20 protein-coding genes are annotated in these 22,098 nt (G+C 59.4%); 6 read left to right on the top strand and 14 right to left on the bottom strand.

Features of this window, described 5'->3' with window-relative positions; genetic code table 11:
• Positions 1 to 119 precede the first annotated feature (119 nt).
• The 3 genes from purM to AC1Q9F_RS23745 are packed head-to-tail and all read left to right on the top strand — an operon-like array spanning position 120 to position 2,550.
• The gene (gene purM, locus AC1Q9F_RS23755) at positions 120 to 1,178 is read left to right on the top strand and encodes a phosphoribosylformylglycinamidine cyclo-ligase (protein ID WP_007950393.1); all 1,059 of its coding nucleotides are present in this window, start codon (positions 120 to 122) and stop codon (positions 1,176 to 1,178) included.
• Positions 1,178 to 1,828, top strand: a complete 651-nt coding sequence (purN, locus tag AC1Q9F_RS23750; RefSeq protein ID WP_492620991.1) for a phosphoribosylglycinamide formyltransferase — start codon at positions 1,178 to 1,180, stop codon at positions 1,826 to 1,828. The genes purM and purN overlap by 1 nt, the downstream gene beginning before the upstream one ends.
• Before the next feature lie 8 nt (positions 1,829 to 1,836).
• A complete protein-coding gene (locus AC1Q9F_RS23745; protein WP_085747072.1) occupies positions 1,837 to 2,550 on the top strand; it encodes a DUF3108 domain-containing protein in 714 nt (237 codons plus the stop codon).
• A 61-nt stretch (positions 2,551 to 2,611) separates the two neighbouring features.
• Here AC1Q9F_RS23745 and AC1Q9F_RS23740 read toward each other — a convergent pair whose 3' ends face one another.
• Together AC1Q9F_RS23740 and AC1Q9F_RS23735 are read right to left on the bottom strand one after the other, a co-directional pair.
• Complete coding sequence (locus tag AC1Q9F_RS23740) at positions 2,612 to 4,237, bottom strand: methyl-accepting chemotaxis protein (RefSeq protein ID WP_492634788.1); 1,626 nt, start codon at positions 4,235 to 4,237, stop codon at positions 2,612 to 2,614.
• Between the two features lie 130 nt (positions 4,238 to 4,367).
• Positions 4,368 to 5,423 (bottom strand): amidohydrolase family protein, encoded by a 1,056-nt coding sequence (locus AC1Q9F_RS23735; protein WP_492620992.1) that lies wholly within the window; start codon positions 5,421 to 5,423, stop codon positions 4,368 to 4,370.
• Between the two features lie 128 nt (positions 5,424 to 5,551).
• Between AC1Q9F_RS23735 and AC1Q9F_RS23730 the strand changes: the two genes are divergently transcribed.
• Positions 5,552 to 5,968, top strand: a complete 417-nt coding sequence (locus AC1Q9F_RS23730) for an OsmC family protein (protein ID WP_492620993.1) — start codon at positions 5,552 to 5,554, stop codon at positions 5,966 to 5,968.
• Positions 5,969 to 6,029: 61 nt separating this feature from the next.
• Positions 6,030 to 6,920, top strand: coding sequence for a pirin family protein (locus AC1Q9F_RS23725; RefSeq protein WP_492620994.1), 891 nt, complete (start codon positions 6,030 to 6,032; stop codon positions 6,918 to 6,920).
• 42 nt (positions 6,921 to 6,962) lie between these two features.
• Here AC1Q9F_RS23725 and AC1Q9F_RS23720 read toward each other — a convergent pair whose 3' ends face one another.
• The 4 genes from AC1Q9F_RS23720 to AC1Q9F_RS23705 all read right to left on the bottom strand — a co-directional run bounded on the left by AC1Q9F_RS23720 (position 6,963) and on the right by AC1Q9F_RS23705 (position 10,671).
• Positions 6,963 to 7,691 carry a dienelactone hydrolase family protein gene (locus AC1Q9F_RS23720; RefSeq protein ID WP_179692221.1) on the bottom strand — a complete coding sequence of 243 codons (729 nt, stop codon included), beginning with the start codon at positions 7,689 to 7,691 and terminating at the stop codon, positions 6,963 to 6,965.
• Between the two features lie 68 nt (positions 7,692 to 7,759).
• Positions 7,760 to 9,664, bottom strand: coding sequence for a molecular chaperone HtpG (htpG, locus tag AC1Q9F_RS23715; RefSeq protein ID WP_179692222.1), 1,905 nt, complete (start codon positions 9,662 to 9,664; stop codon positions 7,760 to 7,762).
• Between the two features lie 81 nt (positions 9,665 to 9,745).
• Complete coding sequence (locus tag AC1Q9F_RS23710; protein WP_492620995.1) at positions 9,746 to 10,198, bottom strand: PaaI family thioesterase; 453 nt, start codon at positions 10,196 to 10,198, stop codon at positions 9,746 to 9,748.
• Positions 10,195 to 10,671: a PaaI family thioesterase gene (locus AC1Q9F_RS23705; RefSeq protein ID WP_134825919.1), complete on the bottom strand. Its 477-nt coding sequence runs from the start codon at positions 10,669 to 10,671 to the stop codon at positions 10,195 to 10,197. Before AC1Q9F_RS23705 ends, AC1Q9F_RS23710 begins: the two co-directional genes overlap by 4 nt.
• A 158-nt stretch (positions 10,672 to 10,829) precedes the next feature.
• On the opposite strand from AC1Q9F_RS23705, the gene AC1Q9F_RS23700 reads away from it, so the two are divergent.
• Positions 10,830 to 11,066 (top strand): hypothetical protein, encoded by a 237-nt coding sequence (locus AC1Q9F_RS23700; protein WP_007959016.1) that lies wholly within the window; start codon positions 10,830 to 10,832, stop codon positions 11,064 to 11,066.
• 77 nt (positions 11,067 to 11,143) lie between these two features.
• On the opposite strand, the gene AC1Q9F_RS23695 is transcribed toward AC1Q9F_RS23700, so the two are convergent.
• The 8 genes from AC1Q9F_RS23695 to AC1Q9F_RS23660 form a co-directional block, all read right to left on the bottom strand.
• The gene (locus AC1Q9F_RS23695) at positions 11,144 to 11,545 is read right to left on the bottom strand and encodes an MAPEG family protein (RefSeq protein ID WP_127797328.1); all 402 of its coding nucleotides are present in this window, start codon (positions 11,543 to 11,545) and stop codon (positions 11,144 to 11,146) included.
• The gene (locus tag AC1Q9F_RS23690) at positions 11,545 to 12,282 is read right to left on the bottom strand and encodes a DUF599 domain-containing protein (RefSeq protein ID WP_085608854.1); all 738 of its coding nucleotides are present in this window, start codon (positions 12,280 to 12,282) and stop codon (positions 11,545 to 11,547) included. Before AC1Q9F_RS23690 ends, AC1Q9F_RS23695 begins: the two co-directional genes overlap by 1 nt.
• Before the next feature lie 151 nt (positions 12,283 to 12,433).
• Entirely contained in the window at positions 12,434 to 13,747 is a 1,314-nt protein-coding gene (gene brnQ / locus AC1Q9F_RS23685; RefSeq protein ID WP_085608855.1) for a branched-chain amino acid transport system II carrier protein, read from the bottom strand.
• Between the two features lie 329 nt (positions 13,748 to 14,076).
• Entirely contained in the window at positions 14,077 to 14,961 is an 885-nt protein-coding gene (gene sucD / locus AC1Q9F_RS23680; RefSeq protein WP_011333119.1) for a succinate--CoA ligase subunit alpha, read from the bottom strand.
• Entirely contained in the window at positions 14,961 to 16,127 is a 1,167-nt protein-coding gene (gene sucC, locus AC1Q9F_RS23675; RefSeq protein WP_007959029.1) for an ADP-forming succinate--CoA ligase subunit beta, read from the bottom strand. The genes sucD and sucC overlap by 1 nt, the downstream gene beginning before the upstream one ends.
• A gap of 201 nt (positions 16,128 to 16,328) precedes the next feature.
• Entirely contained in the window at positions 16,329 to 17,765 is a 1,437-nt protein-coding gene (lpdA, locus tag AC1Q9F_RS23670) for a dihydrolipoyl dehydrogenase (protein WP_093224724.1), read from the bottom strand.
• 97 nt (positions 17,766 to 17,862) lie between these two features.
• Positions 17,863 to 19,083 carry a 2-oxoglutarate dehydrogenase complex dihydrolipoyllysine-residue succinyltransferase gene (odhB, locus tag AC1Q9F_RS23665; protein WP_007959031.1) on the bottom strand — a complete coding sequence of 407 codons (1,221 nt, stop codon included), beginning with the start codon at positions 19,081 to 19,083 and terminating at the stop codon, positions 17,863 to 17,865.
• 42 nt (positions 19,084 to 19,125) lie between these two features.
• Positions 19,126 to 21,957 carry a 2-oxoglutarate dehydrogenase E1 component gene (locus AC1Q9F_RS23660; protein ID WP_007959032.1) on the bottom strand — a complete coding sequence of 944 codons (2,832 nt, stop codon included), beginning with the start codon at positions 21,955 to 21,957 and terminating at the stop codon, positions 19,126 to 19,128.
• Between the last annotated feature and the right edge of the window lie 141 nt (positions 21,958 to 22,098).

Here is a 22,098-nt window from a genome sequence, read left to right as displayed (position 1 = left end):
GCAGACCGGCAACAGCCGGGCACCCCGAACTTCGCGTGAGGCAATCGCCCCTGTCGGATTCGGCGTTCCCGCTGAACTCGGTCGTTACCCCTGAATCCCCTCCCCTAAAGGCCTGGATCATGAGCAAGCAACCCTCCCTGAGCTACAAGGACGCCGGTGTAGACATCGACGCCGGTGAAGCATTGGTCGAACGCATCAAGAGCGTCGCCAAGCGCACTGCGCGCCCGGAAGTCATGGGCGGCCTGGGCGGTTTCGGCGCCCTCTGCGAGATCCCGGCCGGTTACAAACAGCCGGTGCTGGTTTCCGGTACTGACGGCGTCGGCACCAAGCTGCGCCTGGCGCTGAACCTGAACAAGCACGACAGCATCGGCCAGGACCTGGTCGCCATGTGCGTCAATGATCTGGTGGTGTGCGGCGCAGAACCGCTGTTCTTCCTCGACTACTACGCCACCGGCAAGCTGAATGTCGACGTAGCGGCCACCGTGGTTACCGGTATCGGTGCAGGCTGCGAACTGGCTGGCTGCTCGCTGGTCGGCGGCGAAACCGCTGAAATGCCTGGCATGTACGAAGGCGAAGACTACGACCTGGCCGGTTTCTGCGTCGGCGTCGTGGAAAAAGCCGAAATCATCGACGGCTCGAAAGTCGCCACCGGTGATGCCCTGATCGCCCTGCCATCGTCCGGCCCGCACTCCAACGGCTACTCGCTGATCCGCAAGATCATCGAAGTGTCCGGCGCCGACATCGAAACCGTTCAGCTCGACGGCAAGCCGCTGACCGAACTGCTGATGGCTCCGACCCGCATCTACGTGAAGCCGCTGCTCAAGCTGATCAAGGACACCGGCGCCGTCAAGGCCATGGCCCACATCACCGGTGGCGGCCTGCTGGACAACATCCCGCGCGTTCTGCCAAAAGGCGCTCAAGCCGTGGTTGACGTCGCCAGCTGGAACCGCCCGGCCGTTTTCGACTGGCTGCAAGAGAAAGGCAACGTCGACGAAACCGAAATGCACCGCGTGCTGAACTGCGGCGTGGGCATGGTGATCTGCGTGGCTCAGGAGCACGTTGAAGTTGCCCTGAACACCCTGCGTGACGCCGGCGAGCAGCCTTGGGTCATCGGTCAGATCGCTGTCGCTGCCGAAGGCGCGGCTCAGGTCGAACTGAAGAACCTCAAGGCTCACTGATGTCCCAGACCTGTGATGTCGTGGTGCTGCTGTCCGGCACCGGCAGTAACTTGCAGGCCCTGATCGACAGCACGCGGACCGGCGACAGCCCGGTCCGCATCGCTGCGGTGATTTCCAACCGCGCCGACGCCTACGGCCTGCAACGCGCCAGTGACGCGGGTATCGCCACCCGCTCGCTGGATCACAAGGGATTCGAGGGCCGCGAGGCCTTCGATACCGCCCTGATCGAACTGATCGACGAATTCAACCCCAAACTCGTGGTACTGGCCGGCTTCATGCGTATTCTCAGCGCTGACTTCGTCCGTCACTACCAGGGTCGCCTGCTCAACATCCACCCGTCGCTGCTACCCAAATACAAAGGGTTACACACGCATCAGCGTGCGCTGGAGGCCGGCGACGCCGAACACGGCTGCTCCGTGCACTTCGTCACCGAGGAACTCGATGGCGGACCACTGGTCGTACAGGCAGTAATACCGGTAGAGTTGCACGATTCGCCGCAAAGTCTGGCGCAACGGGTTCACGCTCAGGAGCACCTGATTTACCCGATGGCCATACGCTGGTTCGCCGAAGGACGGCTGAGCCTCGGCGAGCAAGGTGCTTTACTGGATGGCCAGTTACTCGGGGCCAGCGGTCACTTGATTCGAAACTAGGAGATTTTATGCGTCGCGCCCTGCTCTTCGCTTGCGCTCTGCTCGCCCTGCCTTTTGCCCAGGCAGCAGACCTTCAACCGTTCTCCGCCAGCTACACTGCCGACTGGAAGCAGCTGCCCATGAGCGGCACTGCCGAACGCAGCCTGACCAAGGAAGCCAACGGCGTCTGGAAGCTCAGCTTCAAGGCCTCGATGATGATTGCCAGCCTGTCCGAGGAAAGCACCCTGACCCTGGACAAGGACACCCTGCTGCCACAGTCCTACCACTTCGAACGCGGTGGTCTGGGCAAGGCGAAAAAGGCTGACCTGGATTTCGACTGGGCCAACAAGCTGGTGACCGGCACCGACCGCGGCGACGCGGTGAAAATCCCGCTCAACCGCGGCATGGTCGACAAATCCACCTATCAACTGGCGCTGCAGCATGACGTGGCCGCCGGCAAGAAAAGCATGAGCTATCAGGTGGTTGATGATGGCGAAGTCGATACCTACGACTTCCGCGTGCTGGGTTCGGAAAAAGTCGAAACCAAGGCCGGCCAGATCGATGCGATCAAGGTCGAGCGCGTCCGCGATCCGACACAAAGCAAGCGCATCACCGTCCTGTGGTTCGCCAAGGACTGGGATTACTTGCTGGTTCGCCTGCAACAGGTCGAAACCGACGGCAAGGAGTACAACATCATGCTCCTCGACGGCACGGTCAACGGCAAGACGGTCAAAGGCAGCTGATCCGACGCAAAATCAAAAAGCCCCGCAAACGCGGGGCTTTTTTTCGCCTGTCGAACGCTGATCAGACCGAGAACTTGGCCACCATGCTGTTCAGGTCCACCGCCAGCCGTGACAACTCCTGGCTCGCGGCGCTGGTCTGATTGGCCCCCGCCGAGGTCTGCATCGCCAGGTCACGGATGTTCATCAGGTTGCGATCGACTTCCCGCGCCACGGCGGCCTGCTCTTCCGACGCACTGGCAATCACCAGATTGCGCTCGTTGATCAAGGTGAACGCCGAAGCGATTTCCTCCAGCGCCACGCCAGCAGCCTTCGCCAGTTCCAGCGTCGAGCGCGCCCGGACATTGCTCTGCTGCATCGAACTGACCGCCGAATCGGTGCCCTGCTGGATGCCGCCGATCATCTGCTCGATCTCCTGCGTCGACTGCTGAGTGCGATGGGCCAGCGCCCGCACTTCGTCCGCCACCACCGCAAAACCCCGCCCGGCATCCCCTGCACGCGCGGCCTCGATCGCCGCGTTCAATGCCAGCAGGTTGGTCTGTTCGGCAATCGAGCGGATCACATCCAGCACTTTGCTGATGCTGTAGACCTTCTGCGCCAGATCCTCCACCTGCGAGGCATTGGCGGTGACATCGTCCACCAGCAACTCGATGGACGAGACGGTCTGCTGCACCTGCTCGCGACCATGCTGGGCAATGCGATCCGACTCACGGGAAGCCTCGGAAGTCGCGACGGCATTGCTCGCCACCTCTTCCACGGCAGCGGTCATCTGATTGACCGCCGTGGCGGCCTGTTCAATCTCCAGACTCTGCTGGTGCAGCCCCCGCGTCGCGTCTTCGGTGACGCAACTCAACTCTTCCGAGGCCGAAGCCAGCTGACTGGAGGACTCCGAGATCCGGCGGATGGTGTCACGCAGGTTGTGCTGCATGCTCTTGAGCGCGTGCAGCAGCCGCGCCGGCTCGTCCTTTCCGGAAATGCTGATATCGCCGGTCAGATCGCCACCGGCCACCACTTCCGCCACATTGAGCGATTGCGACAGCGGCAGCACGATGCTGCGGGTCAGCAACAACGCCAGGGCGATGGTAATCAGCGCGGTGATGCCGATCATCACCCCGACCCACACCCGCGAGTTGGTGAACACCAGCCGTGCGGCCTCAGTGGCGAGGTTGGCATTGTGCTTGTTCAGCTCGACCAGTTCACGCAGGGTCACTGCAATTTCATCCGCCAGCGGGCTCATCTGCCCGTTGAGAATGGCGGCCGCCTCTTCCACTCCTCCCTGAGCAGATAACGTCATCACCTGCGCCTGAAGCTCCAGGTACTTGTGTTCGGCAACCTTGAAGCGGTCGAACAGCGCGCGCTCTTCGGGCAAGACGATCAGGATGTCGTAACGCTGCTGGGCTTCACTCAGCACACCACGCAAATCATTGAGCTTGGCCACATTCTGATCCAGCGCCTGCGGATCGCGATTGAGCAACAGGCGCATGGTCAGCGCACGCAGGCGCAACATGTCCTGGCTCATCTCGCCCACCGCCATCACGCTGGGCAGCCAGTTATTGTCGACCTCGTCGGACTGCGCGCGCATGTTCGACATCTGCAGCAAGGCAAACGCCCCAAGGGCAAACACCATCAGCGCCAGCACGCCAAAACCCAGCCCGGCCCGGGGCGCAATATTGAGACTACGGATACTCATTGCTCTGGTTCCTTCCAAAAGCGCTGCATCAACCCTGCAGCTGGTTGCTCTAGAAGGTATCGGCCCTTTGGAAAATTGCGTAAGACCAAAACGTGATATCAAAAGGCCTTGATACTTCGAACCTGGCGCATTAACGATTCAGCGCGGGTTTGCCGGACTTGAGCGCTGTTCGCGGCAAGATCGCCAGGAAGTTGTCCCTTGCGACTTTTTCCGCCACGGCCTCAGGCAAGGCATCGAGAAACGGCTTGAAGCCATGGATTTCCTTGCCGAGTTTGTTGAATCGTCCGACCACGTCCGAACCGATCATGAAGCGATCCGGATAGCGCTCCACCAGTTGCACCCACTCAGCTCGCGGCTGGCCCTTTTCGTCCAGCAGATAAGGCGTCAGCAGGCTCCACGACAGATCAATGAACAGGTTCGGGTACGCCTCCAGCATTCGCGAAAGGGTCGGCAGCAGAAAATCCAGCTGCGTCTGATGACGATGGATTTCGGCACTGGTGCCAGCATGGGCCCAGATAAACCGGGTGTGCGGATGATTACGCAGCGGCTCTTCGATTTCCTTCAGGTACAGCGGATTCTTCTCACGCTTGGAGGTGATGTTGGAATGCAGCATCACCGGCAGATCGTTTTCGGCGGCCAGGTGATAGATACGGGTCATGGCTTCGTTGTTGGCGCGCGGCGTGTCACCCGAGGTGAGTGCCGTGAGGTCGTCGTGGCGGGTGAAGACCTCGCCGATGCCCTGCCACATACCGGGATACAGATCGAGCATGCGCTGGATGTGCGCGGCGGAGTTCTTGTCGTTGGGGTTGAAGCCTGAAAGAAACGGGTGAAAGTACTGGCGCTGCTCCGGGGCAAGTTTCTGCACCGCGTCGGCGACGATCACGTCAGTCGCGCTGTACCAATAGGCATCGGCATCGTCACCGGCGTAGTAACGCGGACGCTTCGGCTCGTCTTCGTGCCATTTCTTCGCCACGGGAATGCCGGAAATCATCACGTGCTCGATGGAGTTTTCCTTCATGGCCGTCAGCAATTTCGGCATGCCGGCGGTTTCCTGGAAAAAATCCACGTAATGCAGGTGCGCATCACTGTAGGTGTAATCCCGGGCACTGGCGGCGCCGGTAAAAACCATCAGGCAGGCAAGGCTCAAACGAAACACGGACACAAGCATTCTCCGGCAGACAGGCATAGCCTAGACCCTCGCCGGGCGACGAGGGTTCACCCGGCAAGAAAGTGGAACGCGCCTGTGTGGGAATGCTCTATACCTGCAAGGTCTTTTTTGATCGAAACCCTTTTCCTACAGCTTGCGAGGTTCACATGACCGTTACCGTCAATACCGTGTCCGCCGAAGGTTTTCGCCACACCGTACAGATCGATGAGCATGAACTTTTTGCAGATGTCCCGACGACTGCCGGCGGCGAAGGCTCGGCGCCGGAGCCGCACGATTACTTCGACGCCGCCCTCGGCGCCTGCAAGGCCCTGACCCTGAAGCTGTACGCGAAGAAAAAGGACATCCCGCTGACCGGCGTCGGCGTTGAGGTCAAACGCGACAACAGCCAGGAACAGAAAGGCAAATACGCCCTGCACGTGACTCTCACCCTCAAGGGCGTGCTCACCGATGCCCAGCGCGAAGAACTGCTGCGCGTCGCCGATCGTTGCCCGATCCACAAGCTGATGACCGCCAGCGAAGTCACCATCGAAACCCACGCACCAGTCGGCTTCGACAGCCAGTAATCACCCCGACGACACCGGCGGGTTATGCTCCACGCATTACCCGCCAAGCCTGGAATGGAACATGGACACCCAACCCCTGATCATCCGCCCGCGCGCCGAAGACGTCGAAGGCCAGCCGATTCTGCGCCCGCTGCCGTCAGCCAAATGCCGCAGCGTCGGGCCTTTCGTGTTTTTCGACCACATGCTCGAAACGGTTTATCCGGCGGGCAAAGGCATGAACATCCGACAACACCCGCACATCGGTCTGTCGACCCTCACGTATTTGTTCGACGGGCAGATCCAGCACAAGGACAGCCTGGGTTCGGATCAAGTGGTCAGCGCCGGCGATGTCAGCTGGATGACCGCCGGCACGGCGATCGCTCACGTCGAGCGCACACCTGAACCGCTGTGGGAACAAAGCTTCAAGATGCACGGCCTGCAAATCTGGCTCGCCTCGCCCAAGGATCACGAGCAAGGCCCGGGGCATTACAGCCACCACCCGGCCGCGACCTTGCCGGTCAGCGATAACCTCGGCGTGCAGATCCGCATGATCGCCGGGTCAGGCTTTTGCCTGGAATCACCGGTACCGGTGCTTTCTCCTACGCTGTATGCCGAACTGAAGATGCAAACCGCGACCACACTGCTGATCCCGACCGAGCATGAAGAGCGGGCGCTGTACGTGTTGAGTGGTGATGTGCAGCTGAATGGCGAAGCGGTCGAACCCCATGCGCTGGTGGTATTTCCGGCCGGGGAAGAGATGAGCCTGTTTGCCGAGAGCGACAGTCACGCAGTGTTGTTCGGCGGTGCGCCACTGGACGGGCCACGGCGGATCAACTGGAATTTTGTCGCGAGTGATCCGGCAGCGATCGATGAAGCGCGGCGCAAGTGGGCGGCCGGGGATTGGCCGACAGTGCCAGGGGAAGTCGAGCGGATCGAACTGCCTAAATCGCGCAGCGAACCGACACCGCTGTAAACCAATACTCCCACGCCAGGCGTGGGAGTATGTTCAGCCGATTCAGCCCTTGAACACTTCTTCCAGCAAGTCATGCATCGACTTGAACGCCCGCGCTGCGGTCTTCGCGTCGTACATCATCTTGCCCGGAACATTGGCGTGCGGATCGGTGAACGAGTGCACCGCGCCGCCGTAGCTCAGCAACTGCCAGTCCACACCGGCGGCGTTCATCTCGTCCTCGAATGCCGGCAACTGCTCTTTCGGCACCAATGGGTCGGAAGCACCGTGCAACACCAGCACCGAGCCCTTGATGTTCTTCGCGTCCGCCGGGTTCGGCGAGTCCAGCGTGCCGTGGAACGACACTGCCGCTTTCACTGCAGCACCGGTGCGGGCCAGATCCAGCGCACAGCAGCCGCCGAAGCAGAAACCGAATACCGCCAGTTTCGAGGTATCGACCGCCGCCTCGCCCTGCTTCTGCAACTGTTCGAACGCGGCCTGCATACGCTTGCGCAGCTGCGCGCGGTCATTCTTCAGCGGCATCATTGCCGCACCGGCCTGATCGGCATTCTGCGGACGCACGGCCTGGCCATACACGTCAGCGATCAGCACCACATAACCCTTGGCCGCCACCGATTTGGCGATCTCTTCAGCGCCAGCGCTGACACCCATCCAGTTCGGCGCCATCAACAGACCCGGACGTGCGCCTTTGTGCTCGGCGTCGAACGCCAGGCGACCTTCATAAGGCTGGCCGTCAATCTGATAGACCACGGAACGTACAGTGACTTGGCTCATTTCTGACTCCTGATTGGTTGAACACCAGAATGAAAAAACCCGCCGAAGCGGGTTTTTCTACAGTTTGATCAAGCGGACAGCTCGACCAGCAGCTTGTTCAGGCGGCTCACGTAAGCGGCCGGGTCTTTCAAGCTGTCGCCAGCCGCCAGCGCGGCCTGGTCGAAGAGGATGTGCGACAGGTCGCCAAAACGCTCTTCGCTGGTTTCGTTGTCGAGCTTCGCGATCAGCGGGTGGCTCGGGTTGAATTCGAAGATCGGCTTCGAATCCGGCACCTTCTGCCCGCTGGCCTCGAGGATCTGACGCATTTGCAGACCCAGGTCCTGCTCGCCGATGGCCAGAATGGCCGGCGAATCGGTCAGGCGATGGGAAACCCGGACTTCGGCAACGGAATCGCCCAGTGCGGTTTTCAGGCGCTCGACCAGACCTTCTTTCGACTTGGCGACTTCTTCTGCGGCCTTCTTGTCCTCTTCCGAGTCCAGGTTGCCCAGGTCCAGGTCACCACGGGCGACGTCGACAAAGCTCTTGCCGTCGAATTCGCTCAGGTAGCTCATCAGCCACTCGTCGATGCGGTCGGTCAGCAGCAGCACTTCGATGCCTTTCTTGCGGAAGACTTCCAGGTGCGGGCTGTTCTTTACCTGCGCGTAGGTTTCGCCGGTGAGGTAGTAAATCTTGTCCTGACCTTCCTTGGCGCGCGCCAGGTACTCGGCCAGACCGACGATCTGCTCGCCGTCGGTGCCATTGGTCGATGCGAAACGCAGCAGACCGGCAATCTTTTCCTTGTTGGCGAAATCTTCGGCCGGGCCTTCTTTCATGACCTGACCGAAGTTTTTCCAGAAGCCCTTGTATTGCTCAGGCTCGTTCTTCGCCAGTTTTTCCAGCATGTCCAGCACGCGCTTGGTCAGCGCCGACTTCATCGAGTCGATGATCGGGTCTTTCTGCAGGATTTCCCGCGACACGTTCAGCGACAGGTCGTTGGAGTCGACCACGCCTTTGATGAAGCGCAGGTAAAGCGGCAGGAACGACTCGGCCTGATCCATCACGAACACGCGCTGCACGTACAGTTTGAGGCCTTTCGGCGCTTCACGCTGGTACAGATCGAACGGTGCGCGGGCCGGCACGTACAGCAGCGAGCTGTACTCGAGTTTGCCTTCGACCTTGTTGTGGCTCCACGACAGCGGGTTTTCGAAGTCGTGGGCGATGTGTTTGTAGAACTCCTGGTATTCCTCATCCTTCACTTCAGTGCGAGGACGGGTCCACAGGGCGCTGGCGCGGTTGACGGTTTCCCATTCTTGCGCAGGCTGCTCTTCACCTTCGGCAGCGGCCACTTCTTTCGGCAGCTCGATCGGCAGCGCGATGTGGTCGGAGTACTTTTTGATGATATTGCGCAGACGCCAGCCATCGGCGAACTCGTCTTCACCGGATTTCAGGTGCAGGACGATGCGGGTGCCGCGCTCTGGCTTGTCGATGGTGGCGACTTCGAATTCGCCCTCGCCTTTCGACGACCAGTGCACGCCTTCGCTGGCGGCGGTGCCGGCGCGACGGCTGTACACGTCAACTTTGTCAGCGACGATGAAGGCCGAGTAGAAGCCCACACCGAACTGGCCGATCAGGTGCGAATCCTTCTTCTGATCGCCGGACAGGTTTTTCATGAAGTCGGCGGTGCCGGATTTGGCGATGGTCCCGAGGTGAGTGATCACATCGTCGCGGTTCATGCCGATGCCGTTGTCTTCGAGGGTGACGGTCTTGGCGTCCTTGTCGAAGCTCACACGGATTTTCAGTTCAGCGCCACCTTCGAGCAACTCAGGCTTGGCCAGGGCTTCGAAGCGCAATTTGTCGACGGCGTCGGAGGCGTTCGAGATCAATTCGCGAAGGAAGATTTCCTTGTTGGAATACAGCGAATGGATCATGAGGTGCAGCAGTTGCTTCACCTCGGTCTGGAAGCCCAGGGTTTCCTTTTGAGTTTCCACACTCATGGTCATCAAACTCCAATCAGATGGCATTGGCCGCGACCTTGCTGGTCGGCGGCGGGTTGTTCTGTGAGTTGGGGGCGTGGTTCAGGATTTCAAGGGCTCATCGATTTTGAAGTGCGCGCGGGCGGTGGCAATCGGTTCGCTTTCGGTGCTTTGCCAGGCCGTGACCGCCACATTGGCCACCCGCCGGCCCTGACGGCAGACCTGACACCGCGCCCAGGTATCGCGAAACTGCCCGGCCCGCAGGTAATCGAGGGAGAAATCGATAATCTTCGGCACACCGGGCGCGCCGGTGAAAATCAGCAGGTGCAGGGCCGCAGACAACTCCATGAACCCGGCAATCACCCCGCCGTGAATTGCCGGCAATAAAGGGTTACCAATGTTGTCCTTGTTTGCCGGCAGCTTGAACAGCAAGTCATCGCCGACCCGCGAACACTCGACACCGATGAGTCCGGCGTAGGGAATCAGTTTCAACAGCGGCGCGTAGTCACCCCTCTCGTGCGCCTCTTGCAGTTGCTGCTTGAAATCATCGCTCATGGGTTTTCTCCCTTGATCGCGCCACCAAAGCCTTTGGTGCCTTTAAGGCCCTTGCCCATGCGCATGAAGGTGCCGACGACATGGGCAATCGGTTGCTCGGGATCATCCTGATAGGCGAAACCGCGAGCGAAGATCACATCGGTGGTGACTCGATAACATTGGGCGAAGCCATACACGTCTTTATGCGGCTCGGCGGCGTGCATGTAGTCGATGCGCAGATCGAGGGTCGGGCAGACTTCGAATTCCGGTAGGACGCACAGGGTCGACATGCCGCACGCGGTGTCCATTAGCGACGTGATCGCCCCGCCGTGGACGACGCCGGTCAGCGGGTTGCCAACGATTTGCGCACTGTAGGGCAGCACCACCGTCAGACCTTCGCTACTTGCGCTGTGCACTTTCAATCCCAGCACCTGACAGTGGCGCAAGGCCGAGAGAAACCGTGTCGCACGCTCAAAAACGGGGTTTTCGGCCATTTGATAATTACTCTTGTTAGTCGCTATTCCCAGTAGTGGAAAGAACAGCAAAAGTTCCATTGCAAAACAAACTTATATATCTGAAAGAAATGAGGAACTTAAGCCTTGGGCCTGAGCTCTTAAGGCCAGTAGTTATTTTCCATAAGGAGAAACACCCCATGCGTAAGACTTTAGCTATTGCCTTGATGTTGACCGCTTCCCTCGGTCTCGCTGCCTGCGATAAAAAATCCGAGGACAAAGCTCAAGATGCCAACCAACATGCTGAACAAGCTCAGCAAGACATGAACAAAGCTCAGGATAAAGTGAACGACGCAGCGAAAGAAAACGCCGAAGCTGCCAAAGCTCAGGCCGAATCGAACGCTGCAGCGCAAGAAGAAGCTGCCAAGAAGCAATAAGCCGCTTCTCGATGGCAAAAAAGAAAACCCGCCAAGTGCGGGTTTTCTTTTGCCTGTCATTTTTTGCCAGTGCCGCTTTAGAGCAAGACAGTTCTAAAAGTCGGACTAATCATCAGCAACAAAGAACACACTAAGCCGACCAGCCAGACCAGACTGCGCAGCGTGGGAATATCCGCCAGGTAAAACCACAGATAGAAAATCCGCGAGATCACGAAGATGATCGCCAATGTATCGATCAGCCATCCCGCCGTCTGCGTGGTATGCGCCATCAGCACACCAACGGCAAACAGGATGAAGGCTTCGATGCTGTTCTGATGTGCCGCCAGCGCCCGGGCCCCGTAACCGGTGAGTTGCGCCTGTTGCTGACGCGGCAGGTGGTTGTTGTAACCGCCCTGCTCTTTCATGGCCTTGCCGACCGGCATACGCGCCACGTAGATCAACAATGCACTGATAAACACACACCAGAACGGAATACTCATCAAGCGGCCTCTTTATTCGCTTCGGGCAATGGCGCCTCTGTAGGGGTATAGACCATTACATCGAGCACGTCGGAATGAAACTCCCGGCGATACAACACCAGCACCACGCCTGCGCTCATCAACATGAACAGCCACGGGCTGACGAACCACGCCAGCATGCTCATCCCGAAGTAGTAGGAACGCAGACCGAAGTTGAACTGGTTGGCCGCCATCGAAATCACCCGTGCAGCACGTGAGGCGAATGCCTTGCGCTCCTGCTCCGACACCTGCCGCTCACCGATCATCGGGGCCGAGCCGACCAGAATGGCGGCGAAGTTGTACTGGCGCATGCACCAGCTGAAGGTGAAGAAGGCGTAGACGAACACCAGCGCCAGGCACAGCAACTTGATCTCCGACATACCCTGCGAGGCCTGTTGCACCATCGGAATATCCGCCAGCAGCGACACCGCGCGCTCGGAAGCACCGAGCACGGTCAGGATGCCCGCCAGGATAATCAGCGTGCTGGAGGCAAAGAACGAGGCGTTGCGTTCAAGGTTGCCGATCACGCTGGCGTCGGCGATACGGTTGTCACGCAACAGCATGCGGCGCATCCAGTCTTCGCGGTACAGGTGCAGCACGCTGGCCAGGCACGCGGTGTCACGGGCCTTCCAGGTGGCATAACGGGTGTAACCGCCCCAGCAGATGACAAACCAGAGCGCGGCCAGCAGGTGGATCAGGTTGGCTTGGATGAACGACATGCAATTCCCTGTGATGAAGATTTCGGCTCCCCTTCGACGTTAGTCGAGGGAAAAAGACACTGCCTGAAGCCCATAAAAAATGCCCCGTATCGATTGATACGGGGCATTTCTGTTTAATCGCTCGGGAGCCGCTTGTGGCGGCCCGGCAATCTTAGGCGAGCGCTTCGGCGCGCTTGCCCAGCAGGCGGTCGCAAACCACGGCAACCACCAGAGTCATCATGCACGGCACCAGCCACGCCAGGCCTTGCTCGCTCAGCGGCAGGTGGGCCAGTTGCGATGGCATCCAGTCAGCCAGACCGGCGCCTTTCAACGCATCGATGGTGCCGAACACGAACGACACCAGCATCACCGGGCCCATGATGCGGCTCTGCTCATGCCAGAACGCAGCACAGAAGCTCAGGGCCACCAGCACGATGCACGGCGGGTAGATCGCGGTCAGCACCGGGATCGAGAATGCGATCAGCTTGGTCAGGCCCAGGTTGGACACCAGCAGCGAGAACGCTGCCAGGATGATCACCAGGGTCTTGTACGACAGCGGCAGTACGCGGCTGAAGTATTCGGCACAGGCGCAGGTCAGGCCGACAGCAGTCACCAGGCACGCCAGGGAAATCAGCACAGCAAGGAAACCACTGCCCAGCGAACCGAAGGTGTGTTGCACGTAAGCGTGCAGCACCGCAGCGCCGTTGGTCGCGCCCGCCGCCACTTCATGGCTGCCGGAACCCAGACGGAACAGGCTGACATACACCAGCGCCAGACCGACACCGGCAATCAGCCCGGCGATGATCGCGTAACGAGTGATCAGTGCCGGCGACTCGACGCCACGGGAGCGGATCGCGTTGACGATGACGATGCCGAACACCAGCGCGCCCAGGGTATCCATGGTCAGGTAACCATTGATGAAGCCTTGGGAGAACGGTGCCGCAACGTATTCCGGAGTGGCCACGCCGATGTCACCGGCCGGCAGTGCGAATGCGGCGATGCCGAGCACGGCCAGGGCGATGATCTTCAGGGGTGCGAGGAAGCGACCGACGGTATCCAGCAGACGCCCCGGGTAGAGCGAGATGAAGAACACCAGCAGGAAGTACACCGAACTGTAGAGGAACAGTGCCAGCGGGCTCTCGCCGGTCAACGGCGCCAGACCCACTTCAAAGGAAACGGTCGCGGTACGCGGGGTGGCGAACAGCGGGCCGACTGCCAGGTAGCAAGCCGCTGCCAGTACGCCGCCAGCGATCTTGCCGATCGGGCTGCTCAGGGCGTCCATCGCGCCACCGACCTTGGCCAGTGCAACCACGGTGACCACCGGCAAGCCGACCGCCGTGATCAGGAAGCCCAGCGCCGCCATCCAGACGTTGGGTCCGGACTGCAAACCGACGATAGGCGGGAAGATGATGTTGCCGGCCCCGACGAACAGGGCGAATGTCATAAAGCCAAGTGCCAGGATGTCCTGACCTTTCAAAACTTTCATTAAGGAAATACCACACTACTGAATCGGAATTTAGAGGGGGATTTCCCTGTGGGGTTAGGGAAATGCTGTCAATCCGTATAAGACTGACCCGTTTAGCGCGTTGCATGCCTTGTGGGCGGCAGACGCAAAAATGGCTGCTAGCCTAACGAATTTGCCTGACAAACGCACTGTTAGAGGGCGAACTATCCGATACGCGACGTTTCTGTGTCGCGTTTTTGCATGTTATTGGGTGAGTGCTTATAAATTGCCATCGTCAATCCAAACGCCAGAAACGACAAAGGCCACCCGAAGGTGGCCTTTGTTGCTGGAGCAGAGAAGTCAGCCGAAGCTTACTTCTTCACTTCCCAGCCAGTCAGCTCGGCCAGGGCCTTGCCGATGTCTGCCAGCGAACGCACGGTTTTCACGCCTGCGTCTTGCAGAGCAGCGAATTTCTCGTCTGCAGTGCCTTTGCCGCCGGAGATGATTGCGCCAGCATGGCCCATGCGCTTGCCCGGAGGAGCAGTCACACCAGCGATGTAGGAAACAACCGGCTTGGTCACGTTAGCCTTGATGTAGGCAGCCGCTTCTTCTTCAGCCGAACCGCCGATCTCGCCGATCATTACGATCGCTTCGGTCTTCGGGTCTTCCTGGAACAGCTTCAGGATGTCGATGAAGTTCGAACCCGGGATCGGGTCACCACCGATGCCGACGCAAGTCGACTGACCGAAACCGGCGTCAGTAGTCTGCTTCACAGCTTCGTAGGTCAGGGTGCCGGAACGGGAAACGATACCGACCTTGCCTGGCAAGTGAATGTGACCTGGCATGATGCCGATCTTGCATTCGCCTGGGGTGATCACGCCTGGGCAGTTAGGGCCGATCAGGGTAACACCCAGCTCGTCGCACTTAACTTTGGCGTCCAGCATGTCCAGGGTAGGAATGCCTTCGGTGATGCAGACGATCAGCTTGATGCCGCCGAAAGCAGCTTCCAGGATCGAGTCCTTGCAGAAAGGAGCCGGAACGTAGATTACGCTGGCAGTGGCGCCAGTGGCTTCTACAGCTTCTTTCACGGTGTTGAACACAGGCAGGTTCAGGTGAGTGGTGCCACCTTTGCCTGGAGTCACGCCGCCAACCATTTTGGTGCCGTAGGCAATGGCTTGTTCGGAGTGGAAAGTACCCTGCGCACCGGTGAAGCCCTGGCAGATTACTTTGGTGTCTTTATTGATCAGGACGCTCATTACTTGCCCTCCGCAGCTTTAACGACTTGTTGAGCAGCGTCGGTCAGGCTGGTAGCAGCGATGATGTTCAAACCGCTTTCTGCCAGTACTTTAGCGCCCAGTTCAGCGTTGTTGCCTTCAAGACGAACAACAACCGGGATTTTCACGCCGACTTCTTTCACTGCACCGATGATGCCTTCGGCAATCATGTCGCAACGAACGATGCCGCCGAAGATGTTAACCAGTACTGCAGCGACATTGCTGTCGGACAGAATGATTTTGAAAGCTTCGGTTACGCGTTCTTTGGTAGCACCACCGCCTACGTCGAGGAAGTTGGCTGGCTTGCCGCCGTGCAGGTTGACGATGTCCATGGTACCCATGGCCAGGCCGGCACCGTTCACCATGCAGCCGATGTTGCCTTCCAGCGCTACGTAGTTCAGTTCGAACTTGGCAGCGTGCGCTTCGCGCGGATCGTCCTGCGACGGATCGTGGAAAGTCTTCAGCTTAGGCTGACGGTACATTGCGTTGGCGTCGATGTTGATCTTGGCGTCCAGGCAGTGCAGATCGCCATCAGCCTTGATCACCAGCGGGTTCACTTCCAGCAGAGCCAGGTCGTGATCCTTGAACAGCTTGGCCAGACCTACGAAGATCTTGGCGAACTGAGCAACCTGCTTGCCTTCCAGACCCAGCTGGAATGCCAGCTCGCGACCCTGGAATGGCTGAGCGCCAACCAGTGGATCGATAGTGGCTTTCAGAATTTTTTCTGGAGTGTCGTGAGCGATTTTCTCGATGTCCACGCCACCTTCGGTGGAAGCCATGAACACGATGCGACGGCTCGAACGGTCAACGACAGCGCCCAGGTACAGCTCTTTAGCGATATCAGTGCACGATTCAACCAGGATCTTGGTGACTGGCTGGCCGTTGGCGTCAGTCTGGTAAGTCACCAGACGCTTGCCCAGCCACTGCTGTGCGAAGGCTTTGGCGTCTTCTTTGCTGCGAACCAGCTTGACGCCGCCCGCTTTACCGCGACCACCGGCGTGAACCTGGGCTTTGACAACCCACTCGTTGCCGCCGATTTTGTCGCAAGCTTCTGCTGCTGCTTCCGGGGTGTCTACTGCGAAACCAGTGGAAACTGGCAGGCCGTATTCAGCGAACAGCTGCTTACCCTGATACTCGTGAAGATTCATGCTTTTTACCGTCTTCGTTAGGTACTGCGCATTCGGCGCTGCGCTCTTTATGAGTGCCGCGCCACCTGTGACTGCTGCTTGCGTAGCCTTTCCGGATACCCGGTGCAGCTACGCAAGGCTGCGTCCAGCGGACATTCCGCGGTGAGTCTTGCACGCAAGGCTCACGACGGGCCGTACCGCCGTGGTTTCTTATTGTGTGTCTTAACGCTTCTTGCGGTTGGCAATGTGGATGGCGCCGCCATTCACTGCCAAAGCTGCTTCGTGCAAGGCTTCAGACAGGGTCGGATGGGAGAAAACCATCATGCCCAGGTCTTCAGCGCTGGTGCCGAATTCCATACCGATCGCGCCCTGCTGAACCAGTTCTGCAGCGCTCGGGCCAATCACGTGCACGCCCAATACGCGGTCAGTCTTGGCATCGGCGATGACCTTGACGAAACCACCGGTATCGTTGGCGGCCATGGCACGGCCGGATGCTGCGAACGGGAAGGTGCCGACGTTAACTTCAACGCCTTCAGCTTTCAAGGCCTGCTCGGTTTTACCAACCCATGCGATTTCCGGGTGAGTATAAATAACCGAAGGGATCAGGTCATAGTTCATCTGGGCCTTGTGGCCCTTGATGCGCTCGACAACCATGATGCCCTCTTCCGAGGCCTTGTGAGCCAGCATCATGCCGCGAACCACGTCACCGATGGCGTAAACGCCTGGTACGGTGGTGGCGCAGTGATCGTCAACGTGCACGAAACCGCGCTCGTCCAGGGTCACGCCGCTGTCGGCAGCCAGCAGATCAGTGGTCACCGGACGGCGACCAACGGCTACGATCAGCTTGTCGAAAGTGATGGTCTGTTCGCCGTTGGCGTCGGTGTAGTTCACAACGACTTCGTCGCCGTTCACTTTCGAGCCGGTTACGCGAGCGCCCAGTTTGATGTCCAGACCTTGCTTGGTCAGGGTTTTCAGCGCTTCCTTGGAAACAGCGGTGTCCGCTGCCATCAGGAAGGTGTCCAGTGCTTCCAGAACAACCACTTCGGAGCCCAGACGCGACCATACCGAACCCAGTTCCAGACCGATCACGCCAGCGCCGATCACGCCCAGACGCTTGGGTACGGTCTGGAATTCCAGAGCGCCAGTCGAATCAACGATGACTTTCTGATCGACCGGAGCCGGTGGAATGTCGATCGGACGCGAGCCTGGAGCCAGGATGACGTTTTCGGCTTCGATGACTTCAACCGAGCCGTCCGGCTTGGTGACTTCGACTTTCTTGCCGGCCAGCAGTTTGCCGTGGCCCTGGATCGAAGTAACGCCGTTGGCCTTGAACAGGGTGGCAACACCGCCGGTCAGGTTCTTGACGATGCCAGCCTTGCGGCCAACCATCGCAGCGACGTCCATTTTGACTTCGCCGGTCGAGATACCGTGGACGTTGAAGCTTTCTTTCGCTTCCTTGTATTTCCAGGAGCTGTCCAGCAGCGCCTTGGAAGGAATGCAGCCTACGTTCAGGCAGGTGCCGCCCAGGGCTTGCTTGCCTTCAGCATCGGTGTACTTCTCGATGCAGGCAGTGCTCAGGCCGAGTTGCGCGGCCTTGATAGCTGCCACGTAGCCCCCAGGGCCCGCACCGATCACTACTACGTCAAATTTCTGCGACATTCAAAAAATCCTCTTTAGCGAAAAGCTTCAAGCCGCGCGCTGCAAGCCAGGCTGCGTTTTCCCGCAGCTTGAAGCTTGCAGCGCGTGACTGCTTCTATCAGATATCCAGCAACAGACGAGCCGGATCTTCCAGCAGGTTCTTGATGGTCACCAGGAAGGTTACAGCTTCTTTGCCATCGATCAGACGGTGATCGTAGGACAGTGCCAGGTACATCATCGGACGGATCACGACCTGACCGTTGATGGCCATCGGACGCTGGATGATGTTGTGCATGCCCAGAATCGCTGCCTGCGGCGGGTTGACGATCGGGGTCGACATCATCGAACCGAAGGTACCACCGTTGGTGATGGTGAAGGTACCGCCGGTCATTTCGTCCATCGACAGTTTGCCATCACGGGCTTTCTTGCCGAAGGTGGCGATGCCGCCTTCGATTTCAGCCAGGCTCATGTGTTCGGCGTTACGCAGAACCGGAACCACCAGGCCACGGTCGCTGGAAACAGCAACGCCGATGTCGGCATAACCGTGGTAAACGATGTCGTTGCCGTCGATCGAAGCGTTGACTGCCGGGAAGCGTTTCAGCGCTTCGGTGGCAGCCTTCACGAAGAACGACATGAAGCCCAGGCGTACGCCGTTGTGGGACTTCTCGAACAGGTCCTTGTACTTCGAACGCAGGGCCATGACTTCGGTCATGTCGACTTCGTTGAAAGTGGTCAGCATCGCCATGTTCGATTGAGCTTCAACCAGACGCTTGGCAACGGTGGCACGAACACGGGTCATCGGAACGCGCTTCTCGATGCGGTCGCCAGCGGCGAACACAGGAGCGGCGGCGGCCGGAGCAGCAGCCTTGGCAGGCGCGGCAGCCGGAGCGGCTTTCTTGGCAGCAACGGCTGCAACCACGTCTTCCTTGGTCACGCGACCGCCTTTGCCGGTGCCGGCAACGGAAGCGATGTTGATGCCGTTCTCTTCAGCCAGCTTGCGCGCGGCAGGAGCTGCGATCGGGTCGTCTTCGCCATCAGCGGCTGGAGCAGCGGCAGCAGCGGCCGGAGCAGCAGCGGCAGCCGGAGCGGCGGCAGCAGCGCCGCCTTCAACGATGGAGCCCAGGACTTCGTCGGACAGGACGGTTTCGCCCTCGCCCTTGACGATTGCGCCCAGCACGCCGTCGGCGGTAGCCAGCACTTCCAGTACGACCTTGTCGGTTTCGATGTCGACGATCAGTTCGTCACGCTTGACGGCGTCGCCCGGTTGCTTGTGCCAGGTGGCAACGGTGCCATCGGCAACCGATTCCGGGAAAGTGGGGGCTTTGATCTCGATAGCCATTATCTGTGGTTCCTTAAATTCGGTTTCAGGTGCGCGAAGGCGTTAAACGGTAAACGCGGCTTGCAGCAGTTGTTCCTGCTGCTCGGCGTGCATCGATGCGTAACCACATGCAGGTGCAGCAGAAGCCTCACGGCCCGCGTACTCGAGTACGAGAGATTTGTTGAGGTTGCTGATGCTGCGACGCAGGTGGTGCTGGCTGCAGTACCAGGCGCCCTGGTTCATCGGCTCTTCCTGACACCACACGGCCGCTTTGGCGTTGGTGTAAGGAGCCAGGACTTCTTTCAAGTCGTCCTCAGGGAACGGGTACAGCTGCTCGATACGCACGATGGCGATATCTTCGCGGCCTTCGGCACGACGTTTTTCCAGCAGGTCGTAGTAGACCTTGCCGCTGCACAGAACAACGCGCTCGACCTTTTTCGGGTCCAGTGCATCGATTTCCGGGATCACGGTCTGGAACGAACCTTCGGCCAGATCTTCCAGGGTCGAGATGGCCAGCTTGTGGCGCAGCAGCGACTTTGGAGTCAGAACGACCAATGGCTTGCGCAGCGGGCGAATCACCTGACGGCGCAGCAAGTGGTAGATCTGGGCCGGGGTGGTCGGCATGCACACCTGAATGTTGTGCTCGGCGCACAGCTGCAGGTAACGCTCAAGACGTGCCGAGCTGTGCTCAGGGCCCTGACCTTCGTAGCCGTGTGGCAGCAGCATGGTCAGACCGCAGAGACGGCCCCACTTGTGCTCGCCGCTGGTGATGAACTGGTCGATAACAACCTGCGCACCGTTGGCGAAGTCGCCGAACTGGGCTTCCCAGATCACCAGCGCGTTTGGCGTGGTGGTCGAGTAACCGTATTCGAACGCCAGTACGGCTTCTTCCGACAGGAACGAGTCGTACAGGTCGAAGCGTGGCTGACCTTCATACAGATGCTTGAGCGGAATGTAGGTACCGGCATCTTTCTGGTTGTGCAGCACAGCGTGACGGTGCGAGAACGTACCGCGGCCGATGTCCTGACCGGTCATGCGGATCGGGTGACCTTCGAACGCCAGGGTCGCGTACGCCATGGTTTCGGCGTAACCCCAGTTGATCGGCAGGCCGCCGGCTTGCATCTTCTGACGGTCTTCGTAGATCTTCGCGACCTGACGCTGAACCACGAAGCCTTCCGGAATTTCCAGCAGCTTGGCGGACAGTTCCTGCAGGGTCTTGAGGTCGAAACGAGTGTCGTGACGCGCAGTCCAGGCGTGGCCCAGATACGGACGCCAGTCCACGAACAGCTCTTTGTTCGGCTCTTTGACCAGCGATTTCACTACGTGCAGACCGTTGTCCAGCGCGTTGCGGTATTCGTCGACTTTCGCCTGAACACGCTCGGCGTCCAGCACACCGCCCTGGGTCAGACGATCAGCGTACAGCTCACGGGTGGTGCGCTGCTTGGTGATCTGCTGATACATCAGAGGCTGGGTGCCGCTTGGCTCGTCGGCCTCGTTGTGGCCGCGACGACGGTAGCAGACCAGGTCGATCACCACGTCACGCTTGAACTGCATGCGGTAGTCGATGGCCAGCTGGGTCACGAACAATACGGCTTCCGGATCATCACCATTCACATGGAGGATCGGCGCCTGGATCATTTTCGCAACGTCGGTCGCGTACTCGGTGGAACGCGAGTCCAGCGGGTTGCTGATGGTGAAACCAACCTGGTTGTTGATCACGATGTGCACGGTACCGCCGGTCTTGAAACCGCGGGTCTGCGACATCTGGAAGGTTTCCATCACCACGCCTTGACCGGCGAATGCCGCGTCACCGTGGATGGAGATCGGCAGAACCTTCTCACCGGTAGGGTCGTTGCGACGATCCTGACGGGCGCGAACCGAACCCTCGACCACCGGGGAAACGATTTCCAGGTGGGACGGGTTGAACGCCATGGCCAGGTGAACTTCACCGCCGGTGGTCATTACGTTGGACGAGAAGCCCTGGTGGTATTTAACGTCACCGGAACCCAGCTCGACCTTCTTCTTGCCTTCGAACTCGTCGAACAGCTCGCGCGGGTTCTTGCCGAAGGTGTTGACCAGTACGTTCAGACGGCCACGGTGGGCCATGCCGATGACGACTTCCTTGGTGCCGTAGGAACCGGAACGCTGGATCAGTTCGTCGAGCATCGGAATCAGGCTTTCGCCGCCTTCCAGACCGAAACGCTTGGTGCCCGGGTATTTGGTGCCCAGGTATTTTTCCAGGCCTTCACCGGCAGTCACGCGCTCGAGCAGGTGGCTCTTGATGTCCGCGGAATATTCCGGACGGCCACGCACGCTTTCCAGACGCTGCTGGAACCACTGGCGCTGCTCGGAATCGGTGATGTGCGTAAATTCAGCGCCGATGGTGCGGCAATATGTCTGCTGCAACGCTTCGTGAATTTCGCGTAGGCTCGCTTCCTCTTTGCCGATGAACAGGTCGCCGGCACGGAAGGTCGTATCAAGATCGGCATTGGTCAAGCCGTAGTGATTGATCGACAGGTCTGCAGGTGCAGGACGCTGCCACAGCCCCAGCGGGTCAAGCTGGGCTGCCTGGTGGCCACGCATACGGTAGGCCTGGATCAATCGCAGCACTTCAACTTGCTTCTTCTCGTGCTCACTGCTCACGCTGCCGGCGGAAACCGGTTGGGCGCGGCGCTGGTTCTTTGCCAGCAGCACGAAATGATCGCGAATTGTGGAGTGCGAAACATCTGTGGCAGAGCTGCCGTCGGCAGGCAGCTTCTGAAAGTAGGTGCGCCACTCTTCTGGCACAGCGTTAGGGTCGTGCAGGTAGAGCTCGTAGAGCTCTTCCACATAGGCAGCGTTTCCACCTGAAAGGTAGGCGCTGTTCCACATGCGCTGCATCACGCTTTCTTGCATGCTTGGTCACCCTCGGTTAGGGGAACACCATCGGTGTCGACACCGAGCAAGCTTGCAGAAGTCCGAATGCAGCGACCAAAACAAGCCACTTAGGATCACACTGATAGTCCGGGTACCAGCCCGGATGCCCCTGCTTGTCTC

This window comes from Pseudomonas sp. GW823-FHT04A03 (assembly GCF_058796615.1).
This window is presented reverse-complemented; position numbering and strand designations above follow the sequence as displayed.

Excerpts from the sequence above, each read along its gene's own strand:
- AC1Q9F_RS23660 (WP_007959032.1), bottom strand. The coding sequence starts at position 21,957 with ATGCAAGAAAGCGTGATGCAGCGCATGTGGAACAGCGCCTACCTTTCA.
- sucD (WP_011333119.1), bottom strand. The coding sequence starts at position 14,961 with ATGAGCGTCCTGATCAATAAAGACACCAAAGTAATCTGCCAGGGCTTC.
- AC1Q9F_RS23735 (WP_492620992.1), bottom strand. The coding sequence starts at position 5,423 with ATGCCTGTCTGCCGGAGAATGCTTGTGTCCGTGTTTCGTTTGAGCCTT.
- sucC (WP_007959029.1), bottom strand. The coding sequence starts at position 16,127 with ATGAATCTTCACGAGTATCAGGGTAAGCAGCTGTTCGCTGAATACGGC.
- brnQ (WP_085608855.1), bottom strand. The coding sequence starts at position 13,747 with ATGAAAGTTTTGAAAGGTCAGGACATCCTGGCACTTGGCTTTATGACA.
- AC1Q9F_RS23695 (WP_127797328.1), bottom strand. The coding sequence starts at position 11,545 with ATGAGTATTCCGTTCTGGTGTGTGTTTATCAGTGCATTGTTGATCTAC.
- AC1Q9F_RS23710 (WP_492620995.1), bottom strand. The coding sequence starts at position 10,198 with ATGAGCGATGATTTCAAGCAGCAACTGCAAGAGGCGCACGAGAGGGGT.
- AC1Q9F_RS23740 (WP_492634788.1), bottom strand. The coding sequence starts at position 4,237 with ATGAGTATCCGTAGTCTCAATATTGCGCCCCGGGCCGGGCTGGGTTTT.
- AC1Q9F_RS23705 (WP_134825919.1), bottom strand. The coding sequence starts at position 10,671 with ATGGCCGAAAACCCCGTTTTTGAGCGTGCGACACGGTTTCTCTCGGCC.
- htpG (WP_179692222.1), bottom strand. The coding sequence starts at position 9,664 with ATGAGTGTGGAAACTCAAAAGGAAACCCTGGGCTTCCAGACCGAGGTG.
- purN (WP_492620991.1), top strand. The coding sequence starts at position 1,178 with ATGTCCCAGACCTGTGATGTCGTGGTGCTGCTGTCCGGCACCGGCAGT.
- odhB (WP_007959031.1), bottom strand. The coding sequence starts at position 19,083 with ATGGCTATCGAGATCAAAGCCCCCACTTTCCCGGAATCGGTTGCCGAT.
- AC1Q9F_RS23725 (WP_492620994.1), top strand. The coding sequence starts at position 6,030 with ATGGACACCCAACCCCTGATCATCCGCCCGCGCGCCGAAGACGTCGAA.
- lpdA (WP_093224724.1), bottom strand. The coding sequence starts at position 17,765 with ATGTCGCAGAAATTTGACGTAGTAGTGATCGGTGCGGGCCCTGGGGGC.
- AC1Q9F_RS23700 (WP_007959016.1), top strand. The coding sequence starts at position 10,830 with ATGCGTAAGACTTTAGCTATTGCCTTGATGTTGACCGCTTCCCTCGGT.
- AC1Q9F_RS23720 (WP_179692221.1), bottom strand. The coding sequence starts at position 7,691 with ATGAGCCAAGTCACTGTACGTTCCGTGGTCTATCAGATTGACGGCCAG.
- AC1Q9F_RS23690 (WP_085608854.1), bottom strand. The coding sequence starts at position 12,282 with ATGTCGTTCATCCAAGCCAACCTGATCCACCTGCTGGCCGCGCTCTGG.
- AC1Q9F_RS23730 (WP_492620993.1), top strand. The coding sequence starts at position 5,552 with ATGACCGTTACCGTCAATACCGTGTCCGCCGAAGGTTTTCGCCACACC.
- purM (WP_007950393.1), top strand. The coding sequence starts at position 120 with ATGAGCAAGCAACCCTCCCTGAGCTACAAGGACGCCGGTGTAGACATC.
- AC1Q9F_RS23745 (WP_085747072.1), top strand. The coding sequence starts at position 1,837 with ATGCGTCGCGCCCTGCTCTTCGCTTGCGCTCTGCTCGCCCTGCCTTTT.